Origin of the sequence: Georgenia satyanarayanai, from assembly GCF_900116375.1 — a bacterium.
In the GTDB taxonomy this organism is placed as follows: domain Bacteria; phylum Actinomycetota; class Actinomycetes; order Actinomycetales; family Actinomycetaceae; genus Oceanitalea; species Oceanitalea nanhaiensis.
In genome coordinates this window covers 168,134-184,660 of the sequence record NZ_UETB01000004.1, presented here as the reverse complement: position 1 = coordinate 184,660, position 16,527 = coordinate 168,134, and the positions used below count along the sequence as shown (strand labels likewise).

Sequence of the window (16,527 nt, the reverse complement as noted above, 5' to 3'; positions counted from 1 at the left end):
CGGTGTTCCATAGGGGCCAACCTCAACCGGGGAGGACCTCGTGCGACGACGCTCGACACCGACAGTCGGACTGGCGCTCGCGCTGAGCACCGGGCTCGTCGCCTGCTCAGCGGAGTCCGGCCCGCCGACGCTCACCTGGTACACGATCCCCGACGGCGGCGGCACCCAGGTGGAGATGGCCCGCAACTGCACGGAGGCCTCCGACGGTGCCTACCGGGTGGAGATCTCCCTGCTGCCCAACGACGCCGCCAGCCAGCGCGAGCAGCTGGCCCGCCGCCTGGCTGCGGAGGACGCGTCGATCGACATCATGAGCGTCGACCCACCCTTCATCCCCGAGCTGTCCGAGCCCGGGTTCCTCGCCCCGGTGCCCGAGGATCTCGTGGAGACCTTCACCGGCGACGTCGTCCAGGGAGCGGTCGACTCCGCGACCTGGGACGGCGAGGTCGTGGCGGCCCCGTACCTCAGCAACACGATGCTCCTGTGGTACCGCAAGTCGGTGGTGGAGGAGGCCGGGCTCGACATGAGCCAGCCGGTCACCTGGGACCAGATCATCGAGGTCGCCCGGGACACCGGCACCTACCTCGGCGTCCAAGGCACCAAGGCGGAGTCGCTGACCGTGTGGGTCAACGCGCTCGTCGCCTCCCAGGGCGAGGAGATCCTGCCCAATCCCGAGGTCCCGGCCGACGAGCTGGAGGTCAACCTCGACAGCGACGCCGGACGGCGGGCCGCGGAGATCATGTCGACCATCGCCGGGGAGGGCCTCGGCGGGCCCGGCATGCCCACGGAGAACGAGGACGCCTCGGTCGGTGAGTTCCTCGGGGACAACGGCTCCTTCATGGTCAACTGGCCCTTCGCCTGGCCCGCCGCCAACGACACCGCCCCCGACGTCGTCGAGGACATCGGCTGGGCACGGTACCCGCGGGTGGACCCCGACACCCCCAGCACACCACCGGTCGGCGGGCTGAACATGGCCGTCGGGGCGTTCACCGAGCACCCGGACCTCGCGTGGGACGCCGTCGAGTGCCTGCGCAACCCGGACCACCAGGCGCTGTTCGTCGAGCGCAGCGGGAACGTGCCGGTCAACGCCGAGGTGTACGACCGCCCCGAGATCCAGGAGGCCTACCCGATGGCGGACCTCCTCCGGGAGTCCCTCGAGGAGGCGGTCCCCCGGCCGCAGACGCCCTACTACAACGAGGTCTCCATCGGCCTGCAGGAGACGTGGTACCCCATGTCCGACATCGACCCCGATCGCAGTCCCGAGGTCGCCACCGACCTCATCACCGGCGTCCTTCGAGGGGAGCGGCTGCTGTGAGCTCGACAGCTCCGGACGGGCAGGTCGTCGCCGACGCCGCCCGGGAGGACACTCCCCCGAACCACCCCGGGCGGCGGCGGCGCCGGACCGGCCGCGCCAAGGCGGAGGCGCGCCTGGGCTGGATGCTCGCCGGCCCCGCGTTCGTCATCATGCTCGCGGTCACCGTCTACCCGATCGTCCAGGCCTTCTTCGACTCGCTGTTCAGCTACCGCCTGACCGATCCGGACGCGCGCGAGTTCGTCGGGCTCGGGAACTACGGCGTCGTCCTCAGCGACGTCCAGTTCTGGATCTCCATGCTCGTCACGGTGTTCATCACGGTCGTCACGGTGCTGCTCGAGCTCATCCTCGGCTTTGCGCTCGCCATGGTGATGCACCGCGCCATCCGGCAGCTGCGCGGCGCCCTGCGCACCGCGATCCTCATCCCCTACGGGATCATCACCGTGGTCTCGGCCTTCGCGTGGTTCTACGCCTTCGACATCAACTCCGGCTACGTCAACAACTGGCTGTCGTGGATCCCCGGCTTCAACGAGAACCTCAACTGGTTCGCGGGGACCGGGACCTCACTCTTCGTCATCATCGCCTCCGAGGTGTGGAAGACGACGCCGTTCATCTCCCTCCTCCTCCTCGCGGGCCTGGCACAGGTCTCCGGGGACTACGAGGAGGCCGCCAAGGTCGACGGCGCCAAGCCGTGGCAGGTCCTCCGCAGGGTCATCCTGCCGAACATGAAGGCCGCGATCATGGTCGCCGTCCTGTTCCGCGCGCTGGACGCCTTCCGGATCTTCGACAACATCTTCATCATGACCGGCGGTGCCAACAACACCCGCGCACTGTCGCTCCTGGCCTACAACACCTCGATCGGCAGACTGGAGATCGGCATGGGCTCGGCGATCTCGGTCCTCCTCTTCCTGTGCGTCATCGGCATCGCCATCGGCACCGTCAAGGGGTTCAAGGTCGACCTGACCCGGACGGGAGGGCAGTGACATGGGCCGTGCACTGAGCGGCAAGCAGCGCCTGGCCTGGGCACTCATCACGATCGTCGTCCTCGTGTGGGCGCTGTTCCCCGTGCTGTCGATCCTCATGACGTCGCTGAAGACCCCCGCCGACGTCGACTCCGGGACGTTCCTGCCCCCGGAGTGGACGCTGGAGAACTACGGGACGATCCTGCTGCCGAGCGGCGCGGCCCAGGATCTCTTCCTCAGCGCGCTGCGCAACTCCGTGGGCATCTCGCTGATCGCCACGTTCATCGCCGTCGTCCTGGCCACCCTCGCCGCCTACGCCATCGCCCGCCTCGACTTCCCCGGACGCCGGCTCATCCTCATCACGTCGCTCGCGGTGTCGATCTTCCCGGTGATCTCCATCGTCACCCCGCTGTTCAACCTCTGGCGGTCCATCGGGCTGTACGACACGTGGCCGGGCCTCATCATCCCGTACCTGTCGCTCACGCTGCCCATCTCGATCTGGACCCTCTCGGCGTTCTTCCAGCAGATCCCCTGGGAGCTGGAGCAGGCGGCCCAGGTGGACGGCGCGACGCCGTTCCAGGCCTTCCGCAAAGCGGTCGTGCCGCTTGCCGCCCCCGGGGTGTTCACCACCGGCATCATCGCGTTCTTCATCGCGTGGAACGACTTCGTCTACGGCATCTCGCTCACGTCCACCGAGGCCGCCCGCCCGGTGCCGGCGGCGCTGGCCTTCTTCACCGGAGCGTCCCAGTTCGAGGAGCCCACCGGGTCGATCTCCGCCGCGGCGATCGTCGTGACGATCCCGGTGATCATCGTCGTCGTGCTCTTCCAGCGACGCATCGTCTCCGGCCTGACCCAGGGTGCCGTCAAGGGCTGAGTCCCGCACGAGCCCGTCCCGATCCGAAGGAGTCCCAGATGGCGTCCATCGTCCTGAACAACCTGGTCAAGACCTACCCCGACGGGTTCACCGCCGTGAAGGGGATCGACCTCGACATCGCCGACGGCGAGTTCGTCATCCTCGTGGGCCCCTCCGGCTGCGGGAAGTCCACCCTGCTGCGGATGATCGTCGGCCTGGAGGACATCAGCGACGGGGAGCTACGCATCGGCGACGAGGTCGTCAACGACAGGGCGCCGCGGGACCGCAACCTCGCCATGGTCTTCCAGAACTACGCCCTGTACCCGCACCTGACCGTCTACGAGAACATCGCCTTCCCGCTGCGCCTGGCCAAGGGCGAGTACACCGACGAGCAGATCGACGAGCGCGTCCGGGAGGCGTCCCGGCTGCTCGAGCTCGACGAGCACCTCGAGCGCAAGCCCGCCAACCTCTCCGGCGGCCAGCGCCAGCGCGTGGCCATGGGCCGCGCCATCGTCAGGCGTGCCCAGGCCTTCCTCTTCGACGAGCCGCTGTCCAACCTCGACGCCAAGCTGCGCGGTCAGATGCGCACCGAGATCGCGCGCCTGCAGCGCAACCTCGCCACGACCACCGTCTACGTCACCCACGACCAGACCGAGGCGATGACCCTCGGGGACCGGGTCGCCGTCCTGCGCCGTGGCGAGCTGCAGCAGGTCGCCAGCCCGCGCGGCCTGTACGACCAGCCCGTCAACCTCTTCGTCGCCGGCTTCATCGGCTCGCCGCCGATGAACTTCCTGCCCGGGATCGTCGAGGGTGACGTCCTGCGGCTGCCGATCGTCGACGTCCCCATGGACGAGCGGATGCGCGCCGCCGTCGGGGACCGCGAGGTCGTCATCGTCGGCATCCGTCCGGACGCCTTCGAGGACGTCGACACCATGGAGCAGGACCGCACCGACAGCGGGGTGACGTTCGAGGTGGACGTCGACGTCACCGAGTGGCTCGGTGAGGTCCTCTACGCCTACATCCCCTTCGAGACCCACGAGGCCGTCCAGGCGCAGCTCGAGGAGCTCGACCGGGACCTCGACGGCGAGGGCATGCGCACCCAGCTCATCATCTCGCTCAACGCCGCCAGCCGGGTCCGAGCCGGCGACCCGGCCGAGCTGTGGTTCGACCCGACCTCCCTCCACCTCTTCGACCCCGAGTCCGGTGACAACCTCACGCGCAGCGAGGAGCGGGCCGCGGAGCTCGAGGACGAGGCCCGGGCGATGCGTGAGCGAGCCCTCGAGCGCGCCCGGCGCCGGGCGGAGAAGGAGAGCCAGCGGGACGGTGAGCGCCCCGCGGAGAAGGCTCGGCCCCGCCACTGACCGTCCACACGTCGGGCATGTCCCAGGTCACAGCCGCGGCAATATCTCACCATGTGGACGCAATTTTCCCTGCCCGACAGCACCGCGGGCCGAGGGCGACCTTCCCGCACAGTGCCACGCGATACCGCCGGTCCGTCGGCGCGCGCGGAACGGCCCGAGTCCGCCGGGTGCGGCACCCGAGGGCTGTCGCACCGCGCGCGACCTCGTTAACGTAGACGCCCGTATGCCCCCTGCCACACCAGCAGTACCCCGTGTCCCCTCCGCCGCCGCCGACACAGGCGGTGGCCACCCGCCCGTGACCGTGCGGCCCCCGCGGCCCGCCGAGGGCGCCGACATGTGGCGCCTCGCCCGTGACTCCGGCGCCCTGGACCTCAACACCTCCTACGCCTACCTGCTGCTCGCTCGCGACTTCGCGCGCACCTGCCGGGTGGCTGTGGTCGACGGCGAGGTGGTGGGCTTCCTTCTCGGCTACCGCCGCCCCGAGGAGCCGGACACGCTGTTCGTCTGGCAGGTGGCCGTGGACCCGGCCCAGCGGGGCCGGCGCCTGGCCGCCCGGCTGCTGGCCGACGTCGCCGCCGGTGCCCGCTTCGTCGAGGCCTCGATCACGGCGGACAACACCGCCTCCCAGCGCCTGTTCGAGAGCTTCGCCGCCGAGCGCGGCGCCCCCCTGGTGCGCAGCGAGCTCTTCGCCGCCGCCGACTTCCCCGATGCCGGACACGAGACCGAAGGGTTGGTGAGGATCGGCCCCCTGGAGCCCATCGAGAGCTGAACCCCACACCCACCGACGCGTCCCCGCCACGAAAGGCAGCCTCCCCGATGACGATCACCAGCCCGACCCCGTCCGAGACCACGACCGAGCTCGAGTCCCAGGTCCGCAGCTACTCCCGCTCCTGGCCGGTCACCTTCGACCGCGCCGTCGGCGCGACGATGTACGACACCGACGGCAACGCCTACATCGACTTCTTCGCCGGTGCGGGCTCCCTCAACTACGGGCACAACGACCCGGCGCTGAAGAAGGTCCTCCTCGACTACCTCGCCCGCGACGGCATCGTGCACTCGCTCGACATGTTCACCGCCGCGCGCGAGGAGTTCCTCACGACCTTCGCCGACACGATCCTGCGCCCCCGCGGCCTGGACCACAAGGTCGTCTTCCCCGGCCCGGGCGGCGCCAACGCCGTCGAGGCCGCGCTCAAGCTCGCCCGCAAGGTCACCGGCCGCGAGTCGGTCATCAGCTTCACCAACGCCTTCCACGGCATGACCCTGGGCGCCCTGTCGGTCACCGGCAACGCCATGAAGCGCGGCGGGGCAGGCGTCCCGCTCGTCCACGCGACGCCGATGCCGTACGACGACTACTTCGACGGCGACGTCCAGGACTTCCTCTACCTCGAGCGGCTGCTCACCGACTCGGGCGGCGGCCTCAACCAGCCGGCCGCCGTCATCGTCGAGACGATCCAGGGCGAGGGCGGGATCAACGCCGCCCGCGCCGAGTGGCTGCGCAACCTCGCGGACCTCTGCAAGCGGCACGGGATCCTGCTCATCGTCGACGACATCCAGATGGGCTGCGGCCGCACCGGGGGCTTCTTCAGCTTCGAGGAGGCCGGCATCGTGCCGGACATCATCACGCTGTCGAAGTCGATCAGCGGCTACGGCCTGCCGATGGCGCTGACCCTCGTGCGCCCCGAGCTCGACATCTGGGAGCCGGGCGAGCACAACGGCACCTTCCGCGGCTCCAACCCCGCCTTCGTCACCGCGACCGAGGCGATCCGCCGCTACTGGTCCGACGACACGCTCGAGCGCAGCACCATCTCCCGCGGCCTGGCGATCGAGTCGCGGTTCAACGCGCTCGTGGCCCGCTACGAGAGCTACGGACTCGTCGCCAAGGGCCGGGGCCTGGCCCGCGGGCTGCAGTTCCCCTCGGGCGAGCTCGCCGGGCGGGTCACCAAGGAGGCCTTCGCAGGCGGCCTGCTCGTGGAGACCTCCGGCCCCGACGACGAGGTCGTCAAGCTGCTGCCCCCGCTCACCATCAGCCCCGCGGAGTTCGAGGCCGGCATGCGCATCCTCGAGCAGGCCGTCGTCACCGTCCTCGAGAACTGACCCCCTGACGGCGGGGCGGGAGCGCTGCTCCCGCCCCGCCGTCACGCGCGCCCACCTGTGACTCCGCCATCCCCGACCCTGAGGAGACCGACATGATCGTCCGCAGCTTCCACGACCTCGACGACACCGAGTTCGACATCAAGACCCCGAACTGGCGCTCCAAGCGCATCATCCTGGCCCGCGACAAGGTGGGCTTCTCCGTCCACGAGACCACCCTGTACGCCGGCACCGAGAACGAGTTCTGGTACGCCAACCACATCGAGGCCGTGATGATCGTCGAGGGCGAGGGCACGATCACCGACCTCGGTACCGGCGAGACCCACGAGCTGCGGCCCGGGTCGATGTACCTGCTCAACGAGCACGACAAGCACGTCGTCCGCCCGCGCACCGAGATTCGCACGATCTGCGTCTTCAACCCGCCGGTCACCGGCCGGGAGGTCCACGACGAGAACGGCGTCTACCCCCTCGTCACCGAGGACTGACACCGCCCACACCGCCCCCCGCCCTCACGAACGCCGAGAGCTGAGTTCTTCCGCGGAACAACTCAGCTCTCGGCGCTTGTGGGAGCGGGGGGATCTGGACCTAGAGCGTCTGCAGCCAGCGGAGCAGCAGGCGGGCGCCGAAGCCGGTGGGGCCCTCGGGGATCTCGTCACGAGCCTTGGTGGCGCGGCCGGCCCCGGCGATGTCGAGGTGTGCCCACGGGGTGTCCCCCGCGAAGTGCTGGAGGAACAGCGCCGCGGTGATCGACCCTCCCGAGACGTGCGGGTCGCGCGCCTGGTGGGAGATGTCCGCGACGGCGGACTCGAGGCTGTGCCGGTAGGACTCCACCAGAGGCAGGCGCCACGTCCGCTCGCCGCTCACCTCACCCGCCGCCTGCAGGGCCCCGGCGAGGGACTCGTCGGTGGCGTAGAGACCGGCGTGGGTGCGGCCCAGGCCGAGCGTCACCGCACCGGTGAGGGTGGCGACGTCGACGAGGACGTCGGGGCGCGCGGTGTCGCGCACCCAGGCCATCGCGTCGGCCAGCACCATGCGGCCCTCGGCGTCGGTGTTGGACACCTCGATCGACGTGCCGTCGTAGGCGCGCACGACGTCACCGGGCCGGTAGGCGGAGGCACCGAAGGCGTTCTCCGCCAGGGCCAGCACGCCCACCACCCGGTGGGGCACGTCGAGCTCGGCGGCCGCCAGGACGGTGGCGAGCACTGCGGCGGCGCCGGCCATGTCGGTCTTCATGCCGACCATCGCCTCGCGCGGCTTGATCGAGATGCCGCCGGTGTCGAAGGTGATGCCCTTGCCCACCAGCGCGACGGTGCGCCCGCCGCGCTCGCGGGGGCTGTAGGTGACGGTGACCAGCCGCGGCGGGGTGGCCGAGCCGGAGCCGACGGCGAGCAGCGCGCCCATCCCCTGCGCCCGGATCCAGGCCTCGTCGTGGACCTCGACGCTGACGCCGGGCACGCCCGAGGCCAGCGCCTGGGCCTGCTCCGCGAGCCACTGCGGGTTCTTGACGTTGGACGGGGTGGCGGCCAGGAAGCGCGCCCGCACCGTGGCGGTGGCGGCCGTTCGCGCGGCCGCGACGACGGCGGCGTCCCCGTCGTTGCCGAGAAGGACCAGCCGCGCGGCCGCGGGCTTCCCGGGCCGCGGGGACTGCGCCATGCGCGGGCCGCGGTAGGCGGTGAGCCAGAAGCCCTCGAGCAGCGCGGCGAGGCCCGTGCTGCCGGCGAGCGCGCCGACGGGCGTGACGACCGTGCCGAGGCCGGTGGTCGTCCGGCACAGGGCCGAGCCCACCTTGCGCATGGCGTCCGGACCGGCGTCGCCGACGCCGACGAGGACCAGGCGGGCCGGCAGCCCGTTCCAGCCGAAGTCGCGCCCGGGCAGGGCACGCGGCAGGTCGAGGACCGCCGACTCCCCCGCCCGCCCGCTCAGGCCGTGGCGCGCGGCGAGGTCGACGAGGTCGATGCCGTAGCGCGCCGCCGCGTCCGCGGTGCCGGGCCGGGGCTCCACGCCCTCGTCGCCCGCGCCGGCGGGCGCGACGGCGACGACGACGGCGTCGACCTGCGTGAGGTCGGCGCCGTCCAGCGAGCCGGCCGCACCGACGACCTCAGGAAGCTCGGCGAGACCGAGCTCGCTCAGGGAGGTCAACGCTCAGGCGGGGGCGACGGCGCTGAGGGCCTCGCTGAGCTCGCCCGCCTCCGCGGGCGTGAGCTCGACGACGAGGCGGCCGCCACCCTCGAGGGGAACGCGCATGACGATGCCGCGTCCCTCCTTCGTGACCTCCATCGGCCCGTCCCCGGTCCTCGGCTTCATCGCGGCCATCTGGCACCCCTATTCGTTCGACGTGTCGTGCCGCAGGGTCTGCGGCGCACCGGGGCCAGTCTAGTCCACCCCTCCCCCGCGGCGGTGTGGCCTCGGGGCAACGGTGCAGGTCGGCGCGCTAGGGCGGCACGGCCCGGCACGCTCAGGAGCTGGCGGTCTCCTCCGCCGTGCGGGCCTGCGACTGGGCCTCGTCGCGCATGAGCGCGAGCCGGTCCTGGACCCGCTCGACGGCCTCCTCGGCGGTGTCGACGAGCTGGATGAGGTCGAGGTCCGCCGCGGCGATCGTGCCCGCCGGCACCATGGTGTCGCGCGCCCAGGCCAGCAGCCCGCCCCAGTACTCCGAGCCGACGAGGACGATCGGGAAGGAGTTCACCTTGCCGGTCTGGACGAGGGTGAGGGCCTCCCACAGCTCGTCCATGGTGCCGAAGCCGCCGGGCAGGACGATGAAGCCGAGCGCGTACTTGACGAACATCGTCTTGCGGGCGAAGAAGTAGCGGAAGTTGACCCCGAGGTCGACCCACTCGTTCATGCCCTGCTCGAAGGGCAGCTCGATGCCCAGCCCCACGGACACCCCGCCCGCGTCGCACGCACCCTTGTTGGCGGCCTCCATGACGCCGGGACCACCGCCGGTGATGACGGCGTAGCCGGCCTCGACGAGGAGGCGTCCGACCTCCTCGCCCATCCGGTACTCCGCGGAGTCGGTGCTGGTCCGGGCGGAGCCGAACACGCTGATCGCGGGGCCGAGCTCGGCGAGCGCGCCGAAGCCCTCGACGAACTCGCTCTGGATGCGCAGCACCCGCCACGGGTCGGAGTGGACCCAGTCGGCGTCACCGTCCTGGGCGAGCAGCCGCTCGTCAGAGGTCTCGTGGGGGATCTGGGAACCGCGCAGCGTCACCGGGCCCTTGCGGTAGACGTCGGACCCGCGGCCGTCACGGACGGCGGGACGCTCTGACGCCCGGCCCCCGTCGGCCGAGCCGTTGCGGTTGTAGGACCGGCTCATGGTGCTCCTTCGGTCAGCCACGCCTCCAGGGCGGAGGCGCAGTCACGGATCTGGTCTGTGGGGCAGTGCTCGTCGTCAGCATGGGCCAGGGACGGGTCCCCGGGCCCGAAGTTGACGGCGGGAACCCCGAGCGCGGCGAAGCGGGCGACGTCGGTCCACCCGTACTTGGGGGCGGGGCCGCCGCCCGTCACGCGCCCGACAGCGGCGATGAAGTCGCCCACCCCGGGGGCGTCGAGGCCCGGGCGCGCCCCGGCGGCGCCGTCGACGACGGTGACGTCGTAGCCGGCGAGCACCTCCCGCACGTGTGCCTCCGCCTCGGCGAGCGAGGACGCCGGCGCGAAGCGGTAGTTGACAAGCACCTCGCACGAGTCGGGCACGACGTTGCCCGCGATGCCGCCGCTGATCCCGACGGCGGACAGGCCCTCGCGGTAGACGAGCCCGTCGACCTCGACCGAGCGGGGCTGGTACTCGGCCAGCCGCGTGAGGATCGGCGCGGCGAGGTGGATGGCGTTGACCCCGCGCCAGGCGCGGGCGGAGTGGGCGGCGCGTCCCGCCGTCGTGACGGACACGCGTAGCGTGCCGTTGCAGCCGCCCTCGATGCCGCCGTTGCTCGGCTCCCCGAGCACGGCGAAGTCGGCGTCCAGCCACTGCGGGTGGTTGCGCGACAGACGGCCCAGGCCGTTGCGCTCGGCCTCGACCTCCTCGTTGTCGTAGAAGACCCAGGTGACGTCCCACGCGGGGGCGGTGAGGCGTGCGGCGAGGTGGAGGGCGACGGCGACGCCGCCGAGCATGTCGACGCTCCCGCGGCCCCACAGCACCTCCTCGCCGTCGACGGTGCGCAGCTCGCTGGGAAGGTTGCCCGCGACCGGCACGGTGTCGATGTGGCCCGCGACGACCGCCCGACGCTCGCGGCCCAGCTGCGTGCGGGCGACGACGGCGTCACCGTCGCGCAGCACCTCCAGGTGCGGCAGCCCCGCGAGGGCGGCCTCGATCGCGTCGGCGAGCGGTCCCTCCTCACCGGAGACGGACGGGATGTCGCACAGCGCACGGGTGAGGTCGACGACGTCGGCCGTGCGCAGGTCAGGCAGTGCGGGTGCGGTCATGGGGCCGCTCACTCCCCCGTCTGGTGCAGCGTGCGGGCGGCCTCGGCGATCGAGCCGCTGAGGGAGGGGTAGATCGTGTAGACGTTGGCGAGCTGGTCCACGGTGATCCGCTGGGTGACGGCCACGGCGAGGGGGAAGATGAGCTCGCTGGCGCGCGGCGCGACGACGACCGCGCCGAGCACCGCCCCGGAGTGCCGGTCGGCCATGACCTTGACGAAGCCCTCGCGGATGCCGAGCATCTTCGCCCGCGGGTTGCGGGCCAGCGGCAGCTGGGTGACGACGGCGTCGACCTCGCCGTCGAGCACCTGCCGCTCGCTCACACCGATCGTGGCGATCTCGGGTGCGGTGAAGATGTTGGCGGTGACGGCGTCGACGTCGAGCGGGGAGACGGCGTCGCCCAGGGCGTGCCACATGGCGACGCGCCCCTGCATCGCGGCCACGGAGGCGAGGGGCAGGACCCCGGTGCAGTCACCGGCGGCGTAGACGCGTGGCGCCGTCGTGCGGGAGACGCGGTCGACCTGGATGTGCCCGCTGTCGCGCAGCACGACACCCGCCTCCTCCAGGCCCAGGCCCGCGGTGCTCGGGACCCCGCCGACGGCGACGAGGCAGTGGGAGGCGGAGACGACGCGGCCGTCGGTGAGCTCGACCTCGACGCCGTCCCCGGTGCGACGGACCGCGGCGGCGCGGGAGCGGGACAGGACGGTCATGCCGCGGTTGCGGAAGACGTTCTCGATGAGCTCGGCGGCGTCCTCGTCCTCCCCGGGCAGCACCCGGTCGCGGCTGGAGACGAGCGTGACCGGCACGCCCAGGCCGTTGTAGGCGCCGGCGAACTCGGCGCCGGTGACGCCGGAGCCGACGACGACGAGGTGCTCGGGCAGCTCGGTGAGGTTGTACATCTGCACCCAGGTGAGGATGCGCTCGCCGTCGGGCTGGGCGTCGGGCAGCACCCGCGGTGTGGCGCCCGTGGCGACGAGGACGATCTCGGCGACGAGCTCGAGCTCGTCGCCGTCGGCGGTGGTGACGTGGACGGGCCGGGTGCCGGTGCTGCCGAGGTGGCCGGCCAGCCGGCCGGTGCCGTCGACGACCCGGATGCCCTCCCGCTCGAGGCGGGCGCGGATGTCCTGCGACTGCCGTCGCGCGAGCTCCAGGACGCGCCTGTTGACGGCGGCCATGTCGACGGACGTCCCGCCCCCGCCGCGGATGCCGAGCTCGGGGGCGGCGTCCGTCGTCGTCATCCACTCGGCGGTGGCGATGAGGGTCTTGGAGGGGACGACGTCGGTGAGGACGGCGGCCCCGCCGGTCCCCTGCCGCTCGACGAGCGTCACGCGCGCGCCCAGCTGCGCGGCGACGAGGGCCGCCTCGTAGCCGCCGGGGCCGCCGCCGATGATGACGACGCGGCTGCCCGCACGGACCGGCGAGCTGCCGGCGGCGTCCTGGGTACGGCGCCCCTCGGCGGGGGCGGTGGGGTCGGGGCGCTCCCCCGCGGGACGGTGATCGTCGGTCGTAGTGCTCACGCAGGCATTGTGCCGCCTTTGTCCCGCAGCATGCCTGCCGAGCACCCCGGACGGTAACGTCGGGGCATGGTCACCCCCACCGGCACACCGGACCACGACGCGCCCTTCGCCCTGGCCCGCGAGGCCGCGGACCGCCTCGCCGAGCTCACCGGGGTGGCCCGTCACGACGTCGCCCTCGTCCTCGGCTCCGGCTGGGGCGGGGCGGCCGAGCTGCTCGGTGAGACCGTCGCCGAGGTGCCCGCGGAACAGGTGCCCGGCTTCCGTGCCCCCGTCGTCGCCGGGCACGGCGCCACCATCCGCTCGATCCGCATCGACGCCGACGACGAGACCCGGCACGCCCTCGTGCTCGGCTCGCGCACGCACTTCTACGAGTCCCGCGACGTGCGCGCGGTCGCGCACGGCGTCCGGACGGCCGCCGCCGCCGGTGTGCAACGCCTCGTCCTCACCAACGGCTGCGGCGGCCTGGACCCGGCGGTGGCGCCCGGCACGCCGGTCCTCATCTCCGACCACATCAACCTCACGGCCGCCTCGCCCCTCGAGGGCGCGACCTTCGTCGACCTCACCGACCTGTACTCCCCGCGGCTGCGCGAGATCGCGCGCGAGGTCGACCCCACCCTCACCGAGGGCGTCTACGTCCAGCTCCCCGGCCCCCACTACGAGACACCCGCGGAGGTGCGCATGGTCGCGCTCCTCGGCGGCACGCTCGTGGGGATGTCGACGACGCTGGAAGCCATCGCCGCGCGGCACGTGGGCCTGGAGATCCTGGGCCTGTCGCTCGTGACGAACCAGGCGGCCGGGATCAGTGCCCAGCCGCTCTCGCACGAGGAGGTCATCGAGGCCGGCCGCGACGCCGGCCCGCGGATCTCCCGGCTGCTGGCAGACATCGTCCGTCGTATCTGAGAGAGGAACCGTCCATGGACGTCGACGTCGTCCGGAGCTGGATCACCCAGGACCCGGACCCCCAGACCGCGAACGAGCTGGGGGTGCTCCTCGAGCGCGCCACGGCCGGCGGCCCGGAGGCCCACGAGGCCCGCGCCGAGCTGGAGGACCGGTTCTCCGGGCCGCTCGCCTTCGGCACCGCCGGGCTGCGCGGGGCCCTCGGTGGTGGGCCGAACCGGATGAACCGCGCCGTCGTCATCCGCACCACCGCGGGACTCGCCGCGTGGCTGACCGAGCAGCTCGGGGGCGCCGCCCCGCGCGTCGTCATCGGCTACGACGCCCGCCACGGCTCGGCGCGCTTCGCCGAGGACGCGGCCGCCGTCATCACCGGTGCGGGCGGGCGGGCGATGCTCATGCCGTCCGTGGGGCCCACCCCCGTGCTCGCCTACGCCGTGCGGGCGCTGGAGGCCGACGCCGGGGTCATGGTGACGGCCTCCCACAACCCCAAGGAGGACAACGGCTACAAGGTCTACCTCGGCGGCCGGGTCGTCACCGACTCCGGGCAGGGCGCCCAGCTCGTCTCTCCGGCCGACGCCGAGATCGCCGCCCGCATCGACGCCGTCGGCGCACTCACCGACGTCCCGCTGCCCGTCGACGGCTGGCAGGTGCTCGACGCCTCGATCACCGAGGAGTACATCGCCCGGGTCGCCTCGCTCGTCCCCCACGGCTACGCCCGCAGCCTGCGCATCGTGTACACCCCGATGCACGGCGTCGGGGCGGAGGTGGCCGTGGCCGCCCTCGCGGCCGCCGGTTTCACCGACGTCCACGTCGTGGCCGAGCAGGCCGAGCCGGACCCGGAGTTCCCCACGGTTGCCTTTCCCAACCCCGAGGAGCCCGGCGCCCTGGACCTCGCCTTCCGCCTCGCGCAGCAGGTGGAGGCCGACCTCGTCATCGCCAACGACCCCGACGCCGACCGCTGCTCGGTGGCCGTGCCGGCCCCGGGCACGGTGGAGGGCTGGCGCCAGCTCACCGGTGACGAGGTGGGCGCGCTGCTGGGCAAGCAGTCCGCGATCAGCGCCGCGGTGTCCGGGCACGGCGTCCTCGCCAGCTCGGTCGTGTCCTCGCGACTGCTCGCCCGCATCGCCACCTCCCACGGCCTGGAGCACCGCACGACCCTCACCGGCTTCAAGTGGATCAGCCGGGTGCCGGGGCTCGTCTTCGGCTACGAGGAGGCCCTGGGCTACTGCGTGGACCCCCAGGCCGTGCGCGACAAGGACGGCATCAGCGCGGCCGTCCGGGTGGCACTGCTCGCCTCCCAGCTCGTCGACCGCGGCAGCACGCTGCTCGACGTCCTCGACGAGCTCGCCCTCCAGCACGGGCTGCACGCGACGGCGCCGCTCACCCTGCGTGTCTCGGACGTCTCGGTCATCGGGCCGGCCATGCAGCGGCTGCGTGAGAGCGGGCCGCAGTCGCTGGCCGGCTCCCCGGTCGTGCGGACCATCGACCTCTCCGCCGGGGAGGACGGGCTGCCCCCGACGGACGGACTGGTCTACCTCACCGCGCGCGGTGACCGGGCGATCATCCGGCCCAGCGGTACCGAGCCCAAGCTCAAGTGCTACCTCGAGGCCGTCGAGCCGGTGAGCGAGCAGGACCGCCTGCCGGCGGCCCGGCGCGCCGCCGCCGAGCGCCTCGACCAGATGAAGGCCGAGCTCGGCGCCCTCATCGGCCTGTAGCCCCCAGCGCCCGAACGCCCACACCCGCACACACAAGTCCGCCGACAGCTGAGTTGTTACGCGTAACAACTCAGCTGTCGGCGGATGTGTGTGGCGGCGCCTGGCCTGTGCGCGGCCTCGCTCTCCCCCTCCGCCTCCCCGTCCCTCAGTGCCGAGCGCTGAGTTGTTCCTGGAACAACTCAGCGCTCGGCGAGGGTGGGGTGCGGTGGGGGCGGCGGTCAGCCGATGAGGTGCTCCATGGCGAGCTGGTTGAGGCGCACGAAGCGGTACTCGCGCGCGGCCGCGGCGTCGACGTCGAAGTCCTCGAAGGTGCTGCGGTCGGCGAGGAAGCCCTCGAGCGACTCACCCTCGGCGAGCGTGGGCTGGGACAGCTCGAGCACGCCGGACTCCTCGAAGGCAGCCTGCACGCGCGGGTCGGCGCGGTAGGCCTTGGCCTTCTCGGCGAGCATGAGGTACATCGACATGTTTGCCTCGGCCGAGTCCCACACGCCCTGCATGTGCTCGGTGCGCGAGGGCTTGTAGTCGAAGTGGCGCGGGCCCTCGTAGCGGGGGCCGCCGCCCGGGAAGCCGTTCTCGAGGAGGTCGACGGTGAAGAACGCCGAGAGCAGGTCGCCGTGGCCGAAGACGAGGTCCTGGTCGTACTTGATGGACCGCTGACCGTTGAGGTCGATGTGGAAGAGCTTGCCCGACCACAGCGCCTGGGCCAGGGCGTGGGTGTAGTTGAGGCCGGCCATCTGCTCGTGCCCGGTCTCGGGGTTGAGGCCGACGATGTCGCCGTGCTCGAGCTCGGCGATGAAGCCGAGCGCGTGGCCGACGGTCGGCAGGAGGATGTCGCCGCGGGGCTCGTTCGGCTTGGGCTCGAGCGCGATGCGCAGGTCGTAGCCCTTGTCCTTGATGTAGCCGGCGACGGTGTCGATGCCCTCGCGGTAGCGGTCGAGCGCGGCGTTGACGTCCTTGACGCCGTCGTACTCGCTGCCCTCGCGCCCGCCCCACATGACGAAGGTCGTGGCGCCGAGCTCGGCGGCGAGGTCGACGTTGCGCAGCACCTTGCGCAGGCCGAAGCGGCGCACGGAGCGGTCGTTGGCCGTGAAGCCGCCGTCCTTGAAGATCGGGTGGCTGAAGGTGTTGGTCGTGACCATCTCGATGGTCAGACCGGCGTCGTCGGTCGCCTGCTTGAAGCGGGAGAGGATGCGCTCACGCTCGGCGTCGTCGGCGCCGAACGGGACGACGTCGTCGTCGTGGAAGGTGATGCCCCAGGCGCCGAGCTCGGCGAGCTTGGTGGCGTACTCCCAGGGGTCGAGCACCGGGCGGCTGGCGGCGCCGAACTGGTCCTGGGCGGACCAGGCGACGGTCCAGAGGCCGAAGGAGAAGCGGTCGTCGGGGGTGGGCTTGCGAACCATGGAGTGACT

At 72.1% G+C, this 16,527-nt stretch carries 15 protein-coding genes; 9 read left to right on the top strand and 6 right to left on the bottom strand.

The genetic code is table 11. The features are described 5' to 3' along the window. Nucleotides 1–40: 40 nt before the first annotated feature. The 7 genes from DSZ44_RS08125 to DSZ44_RS08095 all read left to right on the top strand — a co-directional run bounded on the left by DSZ44_RS08125 (nt 41) and on the right by DSZ44_RS08095 (nt 7,061). Nucleotides 41–1,312 (top strand): extracellular solute-binding protein, encoded by a 1,272-nt coding sequence (locus tag DSZ44_RS08125; RefSeq protein ID WP_110852105.1) that lies wholly within the window; start codon nt 41–43, stop codon nt 1,310–1,312. Beyond that, nucleotides 1,309–2,292: a carbohydrate ABC transporter permease gene (locus DSZ44_RS08120; RefSeq protein ID WP_258369323.1), complete on the top strand. Its 984-nt coding sequence runs from the start codon at nt 1,309–1,311 to the stop codon at nt 2,290–2,292. The genes DSZ44_RS08125 and DSZ44_RS08120 overlap by 4 nt, the downstream gene beginning before the upstream one ends. A 1-nt stretch (nt 2,293) precedes the next feature. After that, entirely contained in the window at nt 2,294–3,145 is an 852-nt protein-coding gene (locus DSZ44_RS08115; protein ID WP_110852104.1) for a carbohydrate ABC transporter permease, read from the top strand. A gap of 38 nt (nt 3,146–3,183) precedes the next feature. After that, nucleotides 3,184–4,485 (top strand): ABC transporter ATP-binding protein, encoded by a 1,302-nt coding sequence (locus tag DSZ44_RS08110; RefSeq protein ID WP_110852103.1) that lies wholly within the window; start codon nt 3,184–3,186, stop codon nt 4,483–4,485. A 295-nt stretch (nt 4,486–4,780) separates the two neighbouring features. Further along, the gene (ectA, locus tag DSZ44_RS08105; RefSeq protein ID WP_258369320.1) at nt 4,781–5,254 is read left to right on the top strand and encodes a diaminobutyrate acetyltransferase; all 474 of its coding nucleotides are present in this window, start codon (nt 4,781–4,783) and stop codon (nt 5,252–5,254) included. Nucleotides 5,255–5,301: 47 nt separating this feature from the next. Further along, a complete protein-coding gene (gene ectB / locus DSZ44_RS08100; protein WP_110852101.1) occupies nt 5,302–6,579 on the top strand; it encodes a diaminobutyrate--2-oxoglutarate transaminase in 1,278 nt (425 codons plus the stop codon). Nucleotides 6,580–6,671: 92 nt separating this feature from the next. After that, nucleotides 6,672–7,061, top strand: a complete 390-nt coding sequence (locus DSZ44_RS08095; protein WP_110852100.1) for an ectoine synthase — start codon at nt 6,672–6,674, stop codon at nt 7,059–7,061. Nucleotides 7,062–7,161: 100 nt separating this feature from the next. Here DSZ44_RS08095 and DSZ44_RS08090 read toward each other — a convergent pair whose 3' ends face one another. The 5 genes from DSZ44_RS08090 to DSZ44_RS08070 all read right to left on the bottom strand — a co-directional run bounded on the left by DSZ44_RS08090 (nt 7,162) and on the right by DSZ44_RS08070 (nt 12,506). Continuing rightward, nucleotides 7,162–8,715, bottom strand: a complete 1,554-nt coding sequence (locus DSZ44_RS08090) for a leucyl aminopeptidase family protein (protein WP_110852099.1) — start codon at nt 8,713–8,715, stop codon at nt 7,162–7,164. Between the two features lie 3 nt (nt 8,716–8,718). Further along, on the bottom strand, nt 8,719–8,889 hold the full coding sequence (locus DSZ44_RS08085) for a DUF3117 domain-containing protein (protein WP_110852098.1): 171 nt from the start codon (nt 8,887–8,889) through the stop codon (nt 8,719–8,721). A gap of 142 nt (nt 8,890–9,031) precedes the next feature. Next, on the bottom strand, nt 9,032–9,889 hold the full coding sequence (locus DSZ44_RS08080) for an LOG family protein (RefSeq protein ID WP_110852097.1): 858 nt from the start codon (nt 9,887–9,889) through the stop codon (nt 9,032–9,034). Continuing rightward, a complete protein-coding gene (gene dapE / locus DSZ44_RS08075) occupies nt 9,886–10,992 on the bottom strand; it encodes a succinyl-diaminopimelate desuccinylase (RefSeq protein ID WP_110852096.1) in 1,107 nt (368 codons plus the stop codon). The genes DSZ44_RS08080 and dapE overlap by 4 nt, the downstream gene beginning before the upstream one ends. Nucleotides 10,993–11,000: 8 nt before the next feature. Then, nucleotides 11,001–12,506, bottom strand: coding sequence for an NAD(P)H-quinone dehydrogenase (locus DSZ44_RS08070; protein ID WP_373681242.1), 1,506 nt, complete (start codon nt 12,504–12,506; stop codon nt 11,001–11,003). Nucleotides 12,507–12,572: 66 nt separating this feature from the next. Here DSZ44_RS08070 and DSZ44_RS08065 point away from each other — a divergent pair, with 66 nt between their 5' ends. Both DSZ44_RS08065 and DSZ44_RS08060 read left to right on the top strand, forming a co-directional pair. Next, nucleotides 12,573–13,406 carry a purine-nucleoside phosphorylase gene (locus DSZ44_RS08065; protein WP_110852095.1) on the top strand — a complete coding sequence of 278 codons (834 nt, stop codon included), beginning with the start codon at nt 12,573–12,575 and terminating at the stop codon, nt 13,404–13,406. A gap of 14 nt (nt 13,407–13,420) precedes the next feature. Beyond that, nucleotides 13,421–15,118 carry a phospho-sugar mutase gene (locus DSZ44_RS08060; RefSeq protein ID WP_110852094.1) on the top strand — a complete coding sequence of 566 codons (1,698 nt, stop codon included), beginning with the start codon at nt 13,421–13,423 and terminating at the stop codon, nt 15,116–15,118. Nucleotides 15,119–15,336: 218 nt separating this feature from the next. Here the strand turns inward: DSZ44_RS08060 and xylA are convergent, their stop codons facing one another. Next, the gene (gene xylA / locus DSZ44_RS08055; RefSeq protein ID WP_110852093.1) at nt 15,337–16,518 is read right to left on the bottom strand and encodes a xylose isomerase; all 1,182 of its coding nucleotides are present in this window, start codon (nt 16,516–16,518) and stop codon (nt 15,337–15,339) included. Nucleotides 16,519–16,527: the final 9 nt, after the last annotated feature.